A 16,611-nucleotide genomic window follows, 5' to 3' on the forward strand; every position below is an offset into this window, starting at 1 on the left:
GCAGCCGCTTGTCCAACATGTATGATGCAAAAGATCGAAAAATGCGCCATATCCCGCTCATTTTCTAAACTGAGCACTGAAAATAATAAAGGCAGGACAAGGTCTTATTCCTTGTCCTGCCTGCGTTTTCTGCTCTTATTCATTCTGGATTAGCTCTTAGTATGAAGGTGAATTATAGCCTTGTAATTTGCCAGACAACAGGTGTCCGCTTGATATGATCTCCGAGCCATTCGGTCGCGATGCTCTGAAAAATAACCGGATCTCCTGTACAGAAGAATTGATGCACCGGGCTCTCCATGCTGCTCGCAAGCTGGCCTTTATCGTACAGGATCGTGCTGACCTCACGAGCTGTTTCATCGGCGGAGCTGATCAGTTTCACCGACGGCCCCATGACCGTTTGGATCGTATTCATCAGGAACGGATAGTGAGTACACCCCAGGATCAGACAATCAATGGAGGTATCCTTGATGCCTCTCAAGGATTCTTGTACCACCTGTAAAGCATCCTTGGATCGGAACAATCCGTGTTCGACGAGCGGCACCAGTTCGGGACAGGCTTGGCTTTCTACCTCGACGTAAGGCGAGAGCTGTTTCAGAGCCGCTGTGTATGCTCCGCTGCCAATGGTTCCGACTGTACCGATCACGCCGACGTTACCGGTCTTCGTTGCGCTTATGGCGGCACGCGCCCCTGGGTGAATGACACCGATGACGGGTACAGGAACTTTGGACGAAATATAATCAAGCGCCGCCGCCGTAGCCGTATTACAGGCGATCACAATCATTTTAGGATCATACTGAATTAAATAATCTACAATTTGCTCCGTAAATAAACGGACTTCTTCCGGCGTACGGGGTCCGTAGGGTGCGCGGGCTGTATCTCCGAAGTAAATAATTTTCTCTCTCGGGAGCTGTCTCATCACTTCTTTAGCGACAGTCAGCCCGCCGACACCCGAGTCTAGTATTGCGATTGCTTGCTGCACGAACCCACCGCTTCCTTCTTGTCAAATTCATGGTTTACAGTGATACCATATGTCATTTCGGATCGAAATGTACCTTAAATCTTACCCCAATTCCCCCCTATCTTCAACAAGATCGCTGCTGCAATAGACGGCTGGTAATTTGTTCAAGCAATTGTAGGACTCTCGCGCCAGTCGCTGACCGTTGGTAGTTTATACTATAGTAAGCGCGCGTATAGCAAAGGAGAATTTCACGTGAAGGACAACATACATCATACCGACCTTATGGAAGCTGCGAAGCAGTTTATCGAGCTTTGTTATGCAGAATTAAACCGTACCCCGGAAGAAGCCGAGGCCCGGCTCCTGGACATCCGCTCACAGATCAAGCTGACAGGTACATATGAGCATACGCTTGAGGAACTAACGCATGGGGCCAAAATGGCTTGGAGAAACAGCAACCGCTGTATCGGCAGACTGTTTTGGGATCGCCTTAAGGTAGTCGATGCCAGGCACTTAACCGAGACCTCTGACATTTTCTCAGCACTCCTTCATCATATCGAGATTGCCACCAATGGCGGAAAAATCATGCCTACGATTACGATATTCAGGGCTGCACGTCCAGGGGAGGCCCCATTGATGATCAAAAACCACCAATTGATTCGGTATGCGGGTTACGAAACGCCAGACGGGACGGTTGGCGACCCGGCTTCCCTCTCCTTCACGAAGGAATGCATGGATCTGGGATGGCGGGGAGACTTGACCGACTATGATGTGCTGCCACTGGTTGTGCAGCAGGGGAATGAGCCTCCGGAATGGCTTCCGATACCGAAATCCCACGTGCTGGAGGTCCCCTTGGAGCATCCCGAACTTCCTGCTCTGAAAGCGGAAGGAGTAAAATGGTATGGGGTGCCTCTCATCTCGGACATGCTGCTTGAAATCGGCGGCATTATGTATACGGCCGCGCCGTTCAACGGCTGGTATATGGGAACCGAGATCGGAGCCCGTAACCTTGCAGACGAAGGGCGCTACAACAAGCTTCCGCTTATTGCCAAGCTGATGGGACAGGATACTTCCAGCGAAACGACCTTATGGAGAGATCGCGCGTTGGTCGAGCTCAATGCTGCCGTACTCTATTCCTATAAAAAAGCTGGCGTCAGCATCGTGGACCATCATTCGGCAGCATCCCAGTTCGGTTTGTTTGAACAGCGGGAACAGCAGGCCGGGCGGGAGCTCACAGGGGATTGGAGTTGGCTGATTCCTCCGGTCTCGCCCGCTACAACACATATTTTCCACAACTCTTATCATAACGACATCCGTTCGCCGAATTTTCATTACAGGAACAAGAAAAAGTAGTTTGGTCTTTATCTTTCGAGTAGTTTATACACAGCAAAGCCGGGGTTGTTTGCCGCCCCGGCTTTCATGTATTTTGGCGTAATCCTTATCCTCGTGAATGAGTGCTGAAACGGTCATCTGATCCTGAATTAATCGTTGACCTTCACTTCCGCAGCAGCGGGAACATAGGCATCTTCTTCAAAATCCTCGTCAAACGAGGAAACCTGCGCAATTTCCTCTTCCGCCAGCCAGCTTTCTTGCCGGTTGCGCCAGGACTGAATATCGGAGATCACGTTCTCCGCCCGGTCCGTCATGATGCCGATCAGGTTGACGCCCTGCTCTCCTACCTTCTCTGCTGCCTCCTGCACCTTGGTGCCGATGCCGCGGGCGCCGTCGGCAATGTCATTCCGAAGCTCTTTGCCGGATTTTGGAGCCAGAAGAAGTGCGGTAACAGAACCTGCAACACTGCCGATCAATACTCCCCAGAGGAGTCCTTTGCTCTTCTCTTTCATATTCCATCTCTCCTTCTATTTGGCTTGCCCTTCGCCGGACTTGGAGGTGTACTTGTTCCATGAATGCCAAAGCGTCATTCCGGCATCAACCCACCGGAACATCTCCCCGATCTGCCGTTCATTATCGAGGCGAGCACGTTCCATATGCTCAATGGCGGTTATGGAAGCTTTTTTCCCTACAGCATGAACCGCATCGGCCGTCTTGGCTACCGCTGACGCAGCATCGGACATGGAAGCGGCAAAAGCTTCGCCTGCCGCCAGCTGACGCTGTATCATCTCTAACGAGACGGATGCCTGCACCAGCACTTGCGAGGCTTCCTGTGTCAATCGAGCACTGTCTTCCTCAAGCCGGCCCAGCATGGTCTCGGCCCGCCCGATCAGCTTTTTAACCGACACCATCATGACCACCGCCGCAACCGCGATCAGAACGATACCGATGGCAGCAGCCAGTGCACTCCATTCTGTCATGGGGAACTCCTCCTTTCGTCCGACCGGGCGAATGCCTAGTCGCTTGATGCATTATAAGCAGCATGGGCTTGTCTTGACACAACATTGGCGATTTTTTTATTCCAGCACAGCAGGACCACGAGTTTCCCCGCAATTTCGGAACATGCAAGCGCTTGAGATAACACCAACAAAAAAACAGACCGTTCAGGGATTCCCTGAAGGCCTGTTAAGGATCGTGTGTATGGAAGAGCCCATGGCATCATGGGATATTTCTTTGTGAAACTATATAACCATTAGTACATCTCGTTCTTTAAATACTCACGGACATTTCCCGCAAATTGCTCCAGCACATCAGGCAGAATCGGGGTTAAAGAATGAAGCGTATGCCTCTCCCAATCATAGTAGTCCTGCACGAGCGGTTTGCGTAATCGGACCAGCTCCAGCAGCACCTTATGAACTTCTTCGGGGAATACCTTTTCCTCATGATTAATATCCATGATATCTTCATAACTGCTGGCATCCCGCATAATAAATCCGTCAATCAAGTAGCTGCCGACATCCGTCACGACTTCGATCGCCAGATGAAGCGCACGCTCCTGAACCAACCCCAGCACCAGGCCTCCGTCCCATGATTGTGCCGCAGCACGCAACCCTTCCGCAATTTCAGGAATCGCGCTCAGCCGCCGTTCAATTTGTTCTTGATTTACATAATACACCGCAAATCTCCTCCAACCCGTTGTTGTAAGTCTATATCAATGCCTACACTTCAAAATCAACGCTAAGCGTATGATCTTTCACCGTATTGATGTATTGGATCACTTCCTGGTGAACAGGATGAACGGCATATGCTTGCAAATCTTCAAGATTGTCCACTTCAACGATCAATGCCAAGTCATATGAACGCTCCGAGCGAATTACATCTGCGCCCGCCTCAAGGGATCTAAGCATCGGAATCCTGCCATCCATATCGCGCAGCACCTGCACCGTCTTCTCAATATTCTCTGCGGATGAGTCCTTCAATTTGAAAAAAACAATATGTTTAATCATCGTCCGTTCCTCCATCTCTAGCATGTATGTAAATCTTTCGTATCTATCATACCCCGTTCGTCCGGAAAAAGAAATCGCTCCCACCAACATATCGGAAGATCGGCTGCGCCAGATCTAACCAAATAGGAGCACCGTCTGGCTTACACCAGAGCGTGCTCCTGAAATCAACACTCTATTTAAGGGAATAACGCTGAATCACGAACTTAATTGATTCAGCATGTTCTGGGCAATCCAGACGCCGGCGGCTCCTGCCTGAGCAAGCCCCCTGGTAATGCCCGCACCATCACCGCCACAATAAAGTCCCTTGATTTCCGTCTCGAAGGACTCCGTCAGCTTCGGTCTTGCGGAGTAGAACTTGGCCTCCACCCCGTAGAACAATGTGTGCTCCGACGCGATTCCCGGCGTGACTTTATCAAGCGCTTCGACCATCTCGATCAGGCTTTTCATGGTGTTGTACGGCAGCACCAAGCCAAGATCACCTGGAACGGCTTCCTTCAGCGTCGGCTCCAGAAACCCTTCGCGAATTCGGCCCTCGGTGGATCTCCGGCCGCGGAGCACGTCGCCGTATTTCTGTACAATAACCCCGCCGCTGGATAGGTCGTTAGCCCGCTTGCATATTTCACGCGCATATTCGTTCGGCTTGTCAAACGGCTCCGTAAACTTATGGGATACGAGCAGCGCAAAGTTCGTATTGGCTGATCCCAATGCCGGATCTTTATAAGAATGGCCATTGGCTGCCATAACCCCGCTATGGTTCTCAATCACAACATGACCGGAAGGATTGCTGCAGAACGTACGCACCCGGGTTCCCACCGAGGTGTTAAAGATGAATTTGCCTTCATACAAATGCTCATTGATCTCGCGCATGACCACATCCGAGGTTTCAACCCGAACGCCCACGTCCACCTGGTTATTATGCATTTTCAATCTGCGTTTTTTCAATACACTGGTCAACCAGGCAGAGCCGTCACGGCCAGGGGCGACCATCACCAAATTCGCCTCATGGACCTCCCCGCCTTTCATTGCGATGCCGGTAACGCGATGGGCTCCGTCTTCTTTGACGGTGACAATGTCCTCGACCTCCGCCCGAAAAGCCATATCAATTCTTGTCTTCAAATATTCATATATCGACTTCAGTATCTCCAAATTCTGCTCGGTTCCAAGATGTCTTACCTGAGCGCGAAGCAGCTTCAGGCCCGCTGCGTATCCACGCTGTTCAATATCCCGGATCGCATTTGTTGTCGGATCCGTGATGGCAGGTGTTGCTCCGTGCTCCAGATTGATGGCGTCCACATATTCGATGAGCTCCATGACTTTGGAGCCTGGCAAATAATCGGTCATCCAGCCGCCAAACTCCGTGGTTATGTTGAATTTGCCGTCGCTGTATGCTCCTGCCCCGCCAAATCCGGCTGTAATCGAGCAAGCCGGCAAACAACCGGCAAATTCCTTACGTCCTACTGCCGGTGGACAGAGCTTAATCTTCTCCTCCAGGATCGGGCAGCTTCTCCGGTAAATATCATGTCCCTTGTCAACTAATAGCACCTTGCTGCCTGGTGACTTTAACGTCAGTTCATAACAAGCGAAAATACCGGCCGGACCGGCACCAACAACGATAACATCATATTTGCTCATCATATCCCCCTGTGTGTTTGACTGTCGCTTTGCGCACACCGCTTTTCGGGCACAAAAAAATCCTGCTCCGAATAGGTATGCTTGCGCATCCTATTCGTAGTCAGGAATTTAAGGTCCCTTGTAGAAACCCCTGAACCTTATTTTCAGGGATATACGAATAAGCATCTTTTTTTCTTCATCAACCATTGTTAATATAAAACGAATTCACGAATGAGTCAAGTGGTATTTCATGAATCGTTCGTGTTTAACTCCAATAAATCTCGTTTTAAACGCCAATCGCCCCTGTATTATCCACCAAATAGCGAACAATGCTTTATAATAATCAATCAAATGAGTAGGTCTATCGGACCAATACGTCCGACTTATAAATCAGGTAACAACGAAATGGAAACAATTGTTTTATGATTGGCTATTGAAAAGTGAGTGTCGAATATTGTAGTATTGTGTTAAAAAAATCGGAGGAATTATGCCTACACAACTGCAGCAAGAAAAACACTCCATTGAGGCGTGGTCCCTGATCAATCGTAAATATTTGGGGAAAGGTGTGCGAGTCAAGCGCTTTCGCCGGCCGACCCGCTGCCAAATTCGCAACCGCGTCCTACTAGCCGTACTTATGGCCAACGATATCAAATTGTCGCAATTGGCCGAGGAACTGGGAGTATCCTCCCGTAGTGTCAGCGCCTGGGTATATGAGGGACGCGTTCCCGGAAAAAACAACCTGGAGAGGGCCTGCGACTATTTGGGTTATCCCCGTCACATTCTCTTCAGGGAGGAACTGCTGGACAAGTCACCTTTAATCTGCCAGCCGGCACCTTCCCGCTTCATGAAACGCACCCTGACACGCTCACCCGTTAGCAATCGGATTCTGACAGGCCTGTGCATGGTTCATGACTTGTCGGTAAGCGATGTTAGCCGCTGGATCGGCGTACATCCCGGCACATTCCGCAAATGGCTGCACCAGGGCACCGTACCATCCGCAGCGTTCCAGGAAAAAGCGGAACAGTTCTTCCGGATCCCTAAATCTGTTCTATTTGCAGATTGCGCACTAAAGCAAAATTCATAATTAAAACTGCTGTTATAACGTAACCATACTTATGATTCCAACCAATGCTCAGCTTGCCGGGTCGATCCGGCTAAGCCGGGCTTGTTTTCTGTAATGGCATATTTCCAGACGATCAGGGAATACAAGTAACATTCCGTTCGCATCATCCAACAATTGAGGTGAGTGAGTATGAGGTTACGTCATAAGCAGATTGGCGCTGCACTGGGATTGCTCACCGGAACAACCATGGGAAGCGGTATTGGATTCCTGCTTGGTTGGCACTCCTTTAATCTGATCGTCCTGGTGGCCCTCTTCGGCTTATTCGGAGTTGCCGCTGGTCTATGGCTGGGCTCACGAATGATATTCAAAGAGCTGCCTTAATGAACGATATGATGTTTATCGTTCTGCCTCTTTCTTGCTGAGATTGGAGGCATAACCACAAAAAGAAGACCGGAGAGCTCCGGTCTTCTTTGTTATGAATCAGTTATGGGATTTCGTGTTAACAACATACAACGATCCTGAAACAGCCTCTTCGTTCTTGGGAGCTCCTTCAGCTTCATCGGTGATAGCTCCCGTGGCAGGACTGCTGGCGGTCGTATCCGGTATATCCAGGTTGCTCCAGGTTTGGCCCCCGTCCTCGGTTTTGGCTTGCCCGCTGAATCCTGTTTCAGGCGAAATGAAATGAAGAAATCCGGCATTCGGCGTGCTTCCAATCCGAATCCACGTCTCACCGCCATCCGTTGTGCGGTACAGATCGTTATTCTCCATCACAGTCCAGGCCTGCTTGCCATTCAGTGCAAAGATTTGGCGTACGGTGCCTTTTGGCTGAGCCTGAACCTCCCATTCCGTGCCACCGTTATCACTAAAAGCAATCCAGCCTTCTCCACCAATCCAGCCCGAGCTATGATTAATGTGCCGGACCGCCGTCACATCTGCTAAATCCACATCGGGTTCAGCGGCCTGATTATCTGGAGCAACGTCCGTATCATTCTGTTCTGCGACCGCACCGCTTCCTGCGGCGTCGCTCCCTCCACCTAAATGATCTTCTGATCCGGAAGAGAGCTCTGTCTTCTGAGTATCCTCCTTCGAAGCTTCCACCGATCGCTCAGCCACATACCCCTCATCCGATGGTTGACATCCAACAGACAAACTCACAGCTACGAGCATCAACAAAATAAAGCCCAGCCCTTTTCGAGGTTTTCTCACAGGATCACACCCCTTGTATTCAAAATAACCCGCCAGTGACTTCTGCTAACAGGCCAAATATTATAAATCCACTCCATTCACCCTAAAGCTGAACGGTTCCTCCAGTTTAGTATAACGCGATTTCCACATGAAGAGGAACGAAAAAAGCTGTTCTTCAAGTTAAATTTCACTTGAAAAACAGCTTTGCTTCATAGATGCGGTCGAGAGGACTCGAACCTCCACGGGGGTTAGCCCACACGGACCTGAACCGTGCGCGTCTGCCAATTCCGCCACGACCGCATGTTATGTAAGTCGTGATCGAGTTGATCACCGTAATTAAGAGTATATAATGCACAAAGTTAAAAAGCAAGCATTTTTTTAAAAAAATTGTCGAAACCATCAGACTTCATATGGTTTCGACAGAACAGGTCTATTCTCAGATCGTCCATTGATCATGTATCACGCCAGATAACACCCAATCCTCCCCATATTGTTCAAATACAAGCCGGAGGCTTTCCCAATCCATCCCCGCATAATCAGGATGAACTCCTTCGTAATAATACTCGACGATGACAGCTGCCTTATACTGGCTGCTTGCATTATTCAGCGTATTTCCTTCGCTCTTGGATTGGTTGTAAACGATTCATGGCGCAGCGGCAAAATCAAGGGTATAGACGAATTTATGATAATAGCTCTCAAAATTCATGGAGATCGGTTCTCCGCTGCCATCATACTCGCCCCAGCGGTATAAGGTGTCGTGGTTAAATCCATTCCCCAGCTGCTGCTTGCTAAGTGTGACATCCTTCTGCCGATCAACATGCGCATAAGGGGAGAAGGTAATCCCGTTTGGATGAGCCAGCTCGGCAAGCTTCTCAAAATCCTTGTTTTTCAAAAGTGTTATCGCCTGATTACTCTTCTTGGACAGGGCAGCTTCTGCCTCCTTCGGTGTGAGCAGCGGATAGATCAACGCTTCTTTAACCTGGTTATTCCAGACAACCTTGCCTCCAAGACCCTCTGCCGAGAAGCGGAGCGGGATATAAACACGTCCCTCCTTGAGCAGAGGCGGGGCATCCAGAGTTACAGCTTTGCTGTCCTTAACGGCGTGATTCTGCCCCACGGTGTAGCTTGTCGTATGTTTACCATTACTCACAATGGCCGTCTGCTTGGCTTGATCCCAGCGAACTTCGGCTCCCATCGCTCTTGAAATGCCACGGAAAGGCACCATCACCCTGCCGTTATGAATAAAGGGAGGTGATTCCAGCAGAAGCCGACCTCCATTCACTCGAACTTCGATAGGTCTGCCTGAGGATGTGTCCGCAGCCCAAACATCTCCTCCATATGACATGTAACCGGTTATCCCTATCACTGCCGTCATGATACCGGCCAGCAGCCTTCTCACGCCTTGACGTTTCTTCATCACAAGCTCTCCCTCCCCAAGCTAAAGTTCACTATCCATTTCCATTATAAAAGATCTATAACCCTTAGGCCCATCCATAAACGGCATATTCTTCTGTTCCTGTCGGTTCATATACGCCCCTTTTCATCGCTTGGTTCAATTGGATACAACTCTCCTTTGTATGTTTATTCAATAAACCCTTCATACTAATACAACACTGTCATGGATTGGCAAGTCATAAACCATAGGAAATGCGAGGAAGTAACGATGTATATCAAAAAATATGCGATCACCCTGCTGTTAGGTACTCTCTGCCTGTCTTATACCGTGCTTACAGATTGTCTGTTCGGGTTCCCATGGTACAACTTTATGATCAATTGGCAGTTTACTCTATTCTCCATCGTAGAGAAGCTAACGGTTACGGTGCTGCTATGCCTCCTGATCCTTCCTGATTGTTACCGAGCATTCAAAAATAAAAAGCTCCGTGATTCAAGCCAAAGTCCTGGAAACGCGGGACATGGTTCATGATCCGGAGCTAGAGTCGGACTTGGTTTTTCCCTTGGAGCTTGCTCTGCGAATCAAACCGATCACGACAAGCACCAAGGGTACAGCGATTGAAAATATAGGGAGAACCATATATAGATGCTGGCTTCCTTTCATGAGATGCTCACTATACGAACGTGCGAGAATCATCGAGTTTCCAAGCATGATTAAAGCGAAAGGATAGATCAATTTTTGATAGGGAATGTTGAACAGCTCGGATGCAGAGATCAATGCGGCATAATAATACAGACTTATTTTAAAAAACACACCAATAATCAGAACCATCACGATCAAAATTTCCGTCCGCTCAATGAACTCCGAAATATTGGCTTTTCCGACCATCGTCAGCAAAGGAAAAACCGAACGCTCCACAATGTTCTCGCCAAGGACGGAAATGGTAACGGCAGAGGTTAGCGCCAGCATCGTTCCGCTGAATAAAATAGCCCAATACCCCGCCTTGATCCCGCTCTTCCGCCGGCTCAGATGTGGAAGGAGAACTGTAGCAACAATCAGCTCCCCAAATGGGAAGTGCATATTTTTTTTCACTACGGATTGAATGATGGGTTGTACGCCGTTACCCAGAACAGGAAGCAAGCGATGGACTTCCACGATTGCGGAAAATACGATAACCAGGGCGCTGAATACGCTGATCAGCAGAACAATCGCCAAGAAAATCAAAGCGGTGCGTCCAAGCACCTCCATTCCTTGGTGCAGCACAAAAGCGACGGTCATCACCATGATCAAATTGACAACGAGGAGCGGGGTCTCCTTAAGGGCTGCCGATGCCATTACCAACAGCCCTCCATCTACGATATCTCTGGAGCCTGTATACAGGTAAAACACGCAGTATGATACTCCCACCAATCCCCCTAAATATTTCCCAAGCAATATTCGATAATAAACCGTCGGCAGATGATCAGGAAACATGGTGTACAAATAAACATTCAGCGAATACATCATCGTTCCGATCACCATGCCAATCAGCAGCCCAATCCAGGAATCCTTACCGGCCTGCAGGCCCATGTTCACGACAAGCGTCGTTCCGAACTGAAATAGAACCAGCAGCGAGAAGAACTGCAGCGGACTGATTTTCACCTTCACCTTTAAGCTCCCCTTTACTGGTTGTTCATGTTGTATTTAAAGGAGCGATCTCTCATCTGAGAGTTACGCACAACGGATTTCACATGATATTCCACTTCCAACTGCGGAAAGATCACATCCCATCGACCCTTCATTTTGTGCCAGGCTTCTGGTCTGGCGCGTTCTACCGTTTGACCGAATTCGAGGATATCACTATTCGCTTTCTGACACTTCTTCACGGCTGATTTCAGAATACGACCCACCTCTTTGTTAGCAGCTGCTTCAAGCGTTCTCATCGAACTCGGATTCCGCAGGTCGATGTCGCTAATCACTTCCCGGATCGAGAAATTAGGCTCGACGAATATGTGGATAACGGGTTGAAGCGGTTCTTTAAATTTCACTTCCAGCCGGGTCTTCGATCGCATGACATCCAATGCAATTTCGCCTTGTCCGTGTTCAAGACTTATATTTAATGGCGTTGTATGCATTTTATCCTTGATCCACACGGTTCCCTTGCTCTCTTCCCTGGTCATCCAATCTATAAGTTTGTCTCCTTTAAAAATAGCCAGATTAGAAATAACACCCAGGCCTGCACTCTTCGAGCTTTCGAGATTGGATTTCTTTACGGCTTGCTGCTCATCTCCTTCGATCATGACGCCGTTAATGACAGGCCCGCCGCCGGGAACGAGCAGATCCCGAATGACATCGTCTACCTCAACACGGAAGTTCTCGCTTAACTGTCTTGAGGTTAACTCAATCTTCTGTACAAGCGCAAAAGCCGTAATCTTTCCGATAGGCGTCAGTACGGCAACCACGTCTTCTGCCTTTTGTCCTTCCGCGGCAACCAAAATTTCGGTTGTCAATCGAATATCGGAATCACGATCCAAATAATCGAATAGATCGATAATTCCGTTCCTGGCCACTTCGTCGGATATGACGATCAAACCCGTGTGGGCTAGCGACAGGATACGCGGCAATTTGCGGGACGTATTACGCATCGCTTCAACGATCGTTTTTCCGGATGACTTGTATATGGATGTAGGTGTCGCTCCCCTGCCTGTTTTGCCGGATATTTCATCCGCGATGATGGTCTGGAAGGAAATCATATATTGCTGCTCTTCTTCCTTCCAGTCAATGCCGATACCGGCGACAATGGCCCGCTTATTCAATTCAGTCGCATCCCAGCAGCCCGTTATCGTGCTCAGGCAGCAGCACAGGAGAATGCTAACCAACCATCTGAGTCTGAACATTTTCCGGCTACACCCCTAACGTTAATTACGATTGGACTCAACGGCCGGAACAGCCGTTTTCTGGTCCCCCGTATCACTGTTATCCCTTCCGGCACTCCGATTGTATAAACCGGATGATAGATTCCCGGCTTCCTGTGATGCGGCTTCCCCCGATGTACCTCGATTACTGCCCGAATGAGATGCGGACAAGGCTTCCGCTTGGAGCGATTTGAAAGGCATTCGGATGACAGCGTCTTTTTGATTCCGCAATCGAAAAGGACTGATCGGCGATAAATAGGGAACTCCGAACGAACGGAGACTATTCATATGGGCAACAAGGATGATTAATCCCAGCGTCAACCCGTAAAATCCGAACAAGCCGGCCAGTACCATAAAAGCGAACCGAATCAAGCGTCCGGCGATGGATAGGTTATAGGCCGGTATGGCAAAACTTGCAATACCGGTTAAAGCCACGACAATGACCATCGCTGGCGTAATCAGGCCGGCTTCAACGACTGCCTGCCCCAGGATCAAAGCACCTACAACCGAGACGGTCTGTCCGATGGCTCTGGGCATCCTCACCCCGGCCTCACGCAGAATTTCAAATACGATTTCCATCAGCATCGCTTCGACAAAGGCGGGAAACGGCACCCCTTCCCGTTGAGCAACCAAACTGATCAGCAATAAGGTCGGCACCATTTCGTAATGAAAGGTGGTGAGGGCTATATAAACCGATGGGCCCAGGATCAGAATAATAAAACTGAGATAGCGGACAATCCGCATCACAATTGCAATATCAAATCGCTGTGCATAATCTTCGGGGGATTGGAAAAAGTGAACAAATACCGTTGGAAGGACCAGGACGAAGGGGGTACCATCAACCAGGACGATGATCCTGCCTTCCAGCAATTTACTGGCGGCATCGTCAGGACGCTCCGTATTATAGATCGTGGGAAAAGGGGTTACCGTTTTATCCTGAATAAATTCTTCGATATAAGCCGATTCCAGTATCCCTTCAATCTCGATATCATTCAGCCGTTCTTTAATCTCCTTTACGATCCCGGGATCTGCTTTTCCCTTCACATACATAAGAGCCACGTGGGTATGGGTTACGGATCCGATTTTCATGGTCTCCAGCCAGAGATCGGGGGATTTCAGCCTCCGCCGGATAAGGGATATGTTGGTAGCGATGGACTCCACGAAGCTATCCTTGGGTCCGCGAACTACAAGCTGGGAGGTCGGCTCGGTAACGGATCTCCATTCTCCGCCCTGCGTACCCGCTACGATGGCTTTCTCGGCACCTTCCAGCAGGATGGCCGTATCCCCTGACAGAATGGCCAACATCATGTCGTTCCATTCGGTCATTATTCTGGATTCGCCCATCGACAGCCCATCCTTCATGATGTTGTCCAGGTAGGCATCGGGCCCTTCACCCTTATATAAATCAGGGGTTAAACGCAGGAGAGAATCCATTACGAAATTGTTGACCATCTCAGGATCGCTGAGTCCGTTCAAATATACAATGGCACAGTTCTCCTCTGGCTCACCGCCCAGCTTCAAGCGGCGGGTAACAATATCCGGGCTGTCTCCGGACTCGGTCCGAATACGATCGAGCAGCTCTTCTATATGACCAGAAATCACGGATGACCCTGACTTCGAAGATACCACCTGCTCCTCTGATTTCTTTGCGGGAATCGAGCGGCGGTTTCGAGATCGGTAGCGTATCATGGTGTCGGTACCCCCATCCTTCAAAGCTCAAGTTAACTCCATTATTTGCTTTACATTCCTTTTTCATGCGAAAGATTAGAAAGAGGGATTGGGACGCTGTAAGAAGAATTGTCTAAACATGAAGATTACATTGTGTGGGGAGGTTTATAGTTGAAACGATACGTGCTGCCATTTATCATCCTGATCATGAGTCTGCTTTATATTTTCTTCATTCCGTCCGAGCCGTTGCTCGTGAAACTCCTGTTCAAGCTCATTCCGATGTGGCTCATCATCCTGTTTGCCTATCGGCAATTCCCGCCCCATACCTCTAAAGTTCACTATCTTCTGTTATCGGGACTGTTCTTCTGCATGATCGGTGACGGCACGCTCATCTGGTTTGTCGTGGGCCTTACCGCTTTTCTGATCGGTCATCTGTTCTATACAGCTGGCTTTCTGGGGCACTGGCGATATTCACTTCCCCGCCTCATCAGCATCGTACCGATTGCGGCCTATTCGGTATGGATGGGCATTCCATTGGTGTCCTCTCTCAAGTCAAACGGGGAGCAAGCTTTGATGATTCCCGTCATCGCTTATATCGCAGTCATTTCGTTCATGCTCTGGACAGCCATCATGACCGGGAATCGGTATGCGATGGTTGGAAGCCTGCTCTTTGTCATCTCGGACTCGATCTTGTCTTGGAACATGTTTGTTGCCGATATCCGCTATTCGAACGTCTGGATTATGACCACTTATTACGCGGCCCAATTCCTGATTGCCAGAAGCATCTCGGCTTTTGACAGTCCTCGAGTACAGGCCTTAGGAAGCTCGTCCTTGAATGCATCTGCCGCCCCATAGAAAACATAAGAAAAACGTCTATCGACGTACTTTTCAGTAGACAGACCGCACTTAGCGGAAGTTTTTCTTGCGGGATAAGGATGCTAAGCCCCGGATGTTTATACTTCCTTCTCTCGTTAAAAAGCCGAGCCCGGGTCCACCCGGGCTCAGCCCTGTACAACATCATGGTCCAATCATAGGGAGCTGATCATGTAACATTTTTGCTCATCAAACCATACAAGAAATTCTTAATCCCGCCAGTTCATACGAACCTGCTTAATGCCCTCTACCTGCCACAACTGCTCGAATAATCCGTTAATTCCCTTGCTGTTAAAAGAATACACCCGGAATTCCATCGTCACCTTGGTCGAATCGTCTTCCGTCGTGTCATTATTCACGATCATGCCTTCCACCGTCATATTGGCCTTTTGCAGCAATTCGGTAATAGTACTCACATGAACCGGACGGTCTCCGGCCTCAATGATGATCTTCAAGCTGCCTGACTTTTTGATAAACAGAAATTTCGATTCCAATTTATTTAACACCAGCGTGCTGACCAGAACGATCGCCGTCGTTATGATCGCCGGCCAGTAAAAACCGGAGCCGACACTTAAACCGATAGCAGCCGCCACCCAAAGAGTTGCCGCCGTGGTAAGACCTGAAATGATATGATTGGAACGCCGCAATATAGCCCCGGCACCAAGGAAACCGATACCGCTTACAACTTGTGCCGCCAGCCGGGCAGGATCAAACCTCGCATTGGGATGATTAATCAGCGCAGAATCAAAACCGTAAATGGAAGTCAGCATAATCAGCGTTGATCCAACAGCCACCAAGAGATGGGTTTTTAAACCGGCCTGCTTATTTCTGCGTTCCCGCTCCCAACCGATTAAACCGCCAAGCAATGCAGCGAACAGCAGCCGCATCAGCATGGTTTGCGTATCCAGTTGAAACACATCCATTCCCTAATCTCCACCCATCTTTGTCATGTAAGGCGGCTCTTCGCTATACCATATGTTCATCCTGCCAGCGCCATAGCTCTTTGCTGGAGGTGGATATGCCAATTACACCGCTCTTCAAAGCCGTATCAAAATCCTCCAAATCGATCATGAGTCCTCCAGCGATGACGGGCACGTCCACTTCTGCACGAATCCGTTCCATGATCCGCTGACACACCATGCCCGGCAGCACTTCAATGGCATCCGGATTGGAGGCCTTAATCATCTTGATCCCGTTGTCCAGAGAAACGGAATCGAATACAAACAGACGCTGGACCGTCAACAAGCCCAGTTTCTTCGCTTCTACAATCGCCGTGTTTTTTGTCGTGACAATACCGTCGATGCCCACCTTTTCAGCTAAATACTTAACCCCCGTTTTGTCCTTACCGATCCCTTCAATCAGATCAAAATGCACAAACGAGAGTTTGCCCGCCTCCCGAATCTGTTCAACGATCGATTCGATGATAAAAATATCGGTTTTGAGAATAAATACGATATTCGATTCGGTCGCCAGCACAGCAGGGAGTTCATCGGCATTCATTAATGAAGTAATAATGGGCTTACGCTTCAAGCAATACGAAATTCGTTGTGCACCTTCAACACTGGTTTTCATGTCTTCACCTCGTTGCCGCCGCAACATCTCCAATTCTCCCGTTGCCCCGGCATATTTTT

At 49.1% G+C, this 16,611-nt stretch carries 18 protein-coding genes, 1 tRNA gene and 1 riboswitch; of the genes, 5 read left to right on the top strand and 14 right to left on the bottom strand.

What is annotated here, in order from left to right; genetic code table 11:
• Positions 1–172: 172 nt before the first annotated feature.
• Positions 173–979: a glutamate racemase gene (racE, locus tag MKY82_RS24510; protein ID WP_194543909.1), complete on the bottom strand. Its 807-nt coding sequence runs from the start codon at positions 977–979 to the stop codon at positions 173–175.
• 261 nt (positions 980–1,240) lie between these two features.
• Between racE and MKY82_RS24515 the strand changes: the two genes are divergently transcribed.
• Positions 1,241–2,308, top strand: coding sequence for a nitric oxide synthase oxygenase (locus tag MKY82_RS24515; RefSeq protein ID WP_339296714.1), 1,068 nt, complete (start codon positions 1,241–1,243; stop codon positions 2,306–2,308).
• A gap of 128 nt (positions 2,309–2,436) precedes the next feature.
• Here MKY82_RS24515 and MKY82_RS24520 read toward each other — a convergent pair whose 3' ends face one another.
• From MKY82_RS24520 to MKY82_RS24540, 5 genes are all read right to left on the bottom strand, one after another.
• Positions 2,437–2,799, bottom strand: coding sequence for a YtxH domain-containing protein (locus MKY82_RS24520; RefSeq protein WP_194543910.1), 363 nt, complete (start codon positions 2,797–2,799; stop codon positions 2,437–2,439).
• Between the two features lie 15 nt (positions 2,800–2,814).
• Entirely contained in the window at positions 2,815–3,267 is a 453-nt protein-coding gene (locus MKY82_RS24525; RefSeq protein WP_339294565.1) for a DUF948 domain-containing protein, read from the bottom strand.
• Between the two features lie 272 nt (positions 3,268–3,539).
• Complete coding sequence (locus tag MKY82_RS24530; protein ID WP_194543912.1) at positions 3,540–3,962, bottom strand: HepT-like ribonuclease domain-containing protein; 423 nt, start codon at positions 3,960–3,962, stop codon at positions 3,540–3,542.
• A 43-nt stretch (positions 3,963–4,005) separates the two neighbouring features.
• Positions 4,006–4,293 carry a Dabb family protein gene (locus tag MKY82_RS24535; protein ID WP_194543913.1) on the bottom strand — a complete coding sequence of 96 codons (288 nt, stop codon included), beginning with the start codon at positions 4,291–4,293 and terminating at the stop codon, positions 4,006–4,008.
• 195 nt (positions 4,294–4,488) lie between these two features.
• Positions 4,489–5,925 (bottom strand): NAD(P)/FAD-dependent oxidoreductase, encoded by a 1,437-nt coding sequence (locus tag MKY82_RS24540; RefSeq protein WP_339296715.1) that lies wholly within the window; start codon positions 5,923–5,925, stop codon positions 4,489–4,491.
• Between the two features lie 77 nt (positions 5,926–6,002).
• A riboswitch (purine riboswitch) is annotated at positions 6,003–6,102 on the bottom strand.
• A gap of 289 nt (positions 6,103–6,391) precedes the next feature.
• On the opposite strand from MKY82_RS24540, the gene MKY82_RS24545 reads away from it, so the two are divergent.
• Together MKY82_RS24545 and MKY82_RS24550 are read left to right on the top strand one after the other, a co-directional pair.
• Positions 6,392–6,988 (top strand): helix-turn-helix transcriptional regulator, encoded by a 597-nt coding sequence (locus MKY82_RS24545; protein ID WP_194543914.1) that lies wholly within the window; start codon positions 6,392–6,394, stop codon positions 6,986–6,988.
• Between the two features lie 168 nt (positions 6,989–7,156).
• A complete protein-coding gene (locus MKY82_RS24550) occupies positions 7,157–7,348 on the top strand; it encodes a hypothetical protein (RefSeq protein ID WP_194543915.1) in 192 nt (63 codons plus the stop codon).
• A 99-nt stretch (positions 7,349–7,447) separates the two neighbouring features.
• Here MKY82_RS24550 and MKY82_RS24555 read toward each other — a convergent pair whose 3' ends face one another.
• The 3 genes from MKY82_RS24555 to MKY82_RS24565 form a co-directional block, all read right to left on the bottom strand.
• The gene (locus tag MKY82_RS24555; RefSeq protein WP_339294566.1) at positions 7,448–8,173 is read right to left on the bottom strand and encodes a hypothetical protein; all 726 of its coding nucleotides are present in this window, start codon (positions 8,171–8,173) and stop codon (positions 7,448–7,450) included.
• Positions 8,174–8,368: 195 nt separating this feature from the next.
• A tRNA-Leu gene (locus MKY82_RS24560) sits at positions 8,369–8,452 on the bottom strand.
• 343 nt (positions 8,453–8,795) lie between these two features.
• On the bottom strand, positions 8,796–9,569 hold the full coding sequence (locus MKY82_RS24565) for a copper amine oxidase N-terminal domain-containing protein (protein WP_339294567.1): 774 nt from the start codon (positions 9,567–9,569) through the stop codon (positions 8,796–8,798).
• 246 nt (positions 9,570–9,815) lie between these two features.
• Between MKY82_RS24565 and MKY82_RS24570 the strand changes: the two genes are divergently transcribed.
• The gene (locus MKY82_RS24570) at positions 9,816–10,076 is read left to right on the top strand and encodes a hypothetical protein (RefSeq protein WP_339294568.1); all 261 of its coding nucleotides are present in this window, start codon (positions 9,816–9,818) and stop codon (positions 10,074–10,076) included.
• On the opposite strand, the gene MKY82_RS24575 is transcribed toward MKY82_RS24570, so the two are convergent.
• Genes MKY82_RS24575 through MKY82_RS24585 form a run of 3 tightly spaced genes read right to left on the bottom strand, consistent with a single transcriptional unit; the run spans position 10,071 to position 14,128 of the window.
• Positions 10,071–11,192: a GerAB/ArcD/ProY family transporter gene (locus tag MKY82_RS24575; RefSeq protein WP_194543918.1), complete on the bottom strand. Its 1,122-nt coding sequence runs from the start codon at positions 11,190–11,192 to the stop codon at positions 10,071–10,073. The two genes, MKY82_RS24570 and MKY82_RS24575, sit on opposite strands and share 6 nt — an antisense overlap.
• 14 nt (positions 11,193–11,206) lie before the next feature.
• Positions 11,207–12,421 (bottom strand): Ger(x)C family spore germination protein, encoded by a 1,215-nt coding sequence (locus MKY82_RS24580; RefSeq protein ID WP_339294569.1) that lies wholly within the window; start codon positions 12,419–12,421, stop codon positions 11,207–11,209.
• Positions 12,422–12,442: 21 nt separating this feature from the next.
• A complete protein-coding gene (locus MKY82_RS24585; RefSeq protein ID WP_339294570.1) occupies positions 12,443–14,128 on the bottom strand; it encodes a spore germination protein in 1,686 nt (561 codons plus the stop codon).
• A gap of 150 nt (positions 14,129–14,278) precedes the next feature.
• On the opposite strand from MKY82_RS24585, the gene MKY82_RS24590 reads away from it, so the two are divergent.
• Positions 14,279–14,962: a lysoplasmalogenase gene (locus MKY82_RS24590; RefSeq protein WP_194543921.1), complete on the top strand. Its 684-nt coding sequence runs from the start codon at positions 14,279–14,281 to the stop codon at positions 14,960–14,962.
• Between the two features lie 227 nt (positions 14,963–15,189).
• Here the strand turns inward: MKY82_RS24590 and MKY82_RS24595 are convergent, their stop codons facing one another.
• Together MKY82_RS24595 and MKY82_RS24600 are read right to left on the bottom strand one after the other, a co-directional pair.
• Positions 15,190–15,903, bottom strand: a complete 714-nt coding sequence (locus MKY82_RS24595; protein WP_071223150.1) for an MgtC/SapB family protein — start codon at positions 15,901–15,903, stop codon at positions 15,190–15,192.
• 43 nt (positions 15,904–15,946) lie between these two features.
• Positions 15,947–16,552, bottom strand: coding sequence for a glycerol-3-phosphate responsive antiterminator (locus MKY82_RS24600; RefSeq protein ID WP_071223375.1), 606 nt, complete (start codon positions 16,550–16,552; stop codon positions 15,947–15,949).
• Between the last annotated feature and the right edge of the window lie 59 nt (positions 16,553–16,611).

The sequence above is a fragment of the Paenibacillus sp. FSL W7-1279 genome, assembly GCF_037969845.1.
Lineage (GTDB): Bacteria > Bacillota > Bacilli > Paenibacillales > Paenibacillaceae > Paenibacillus_AQ.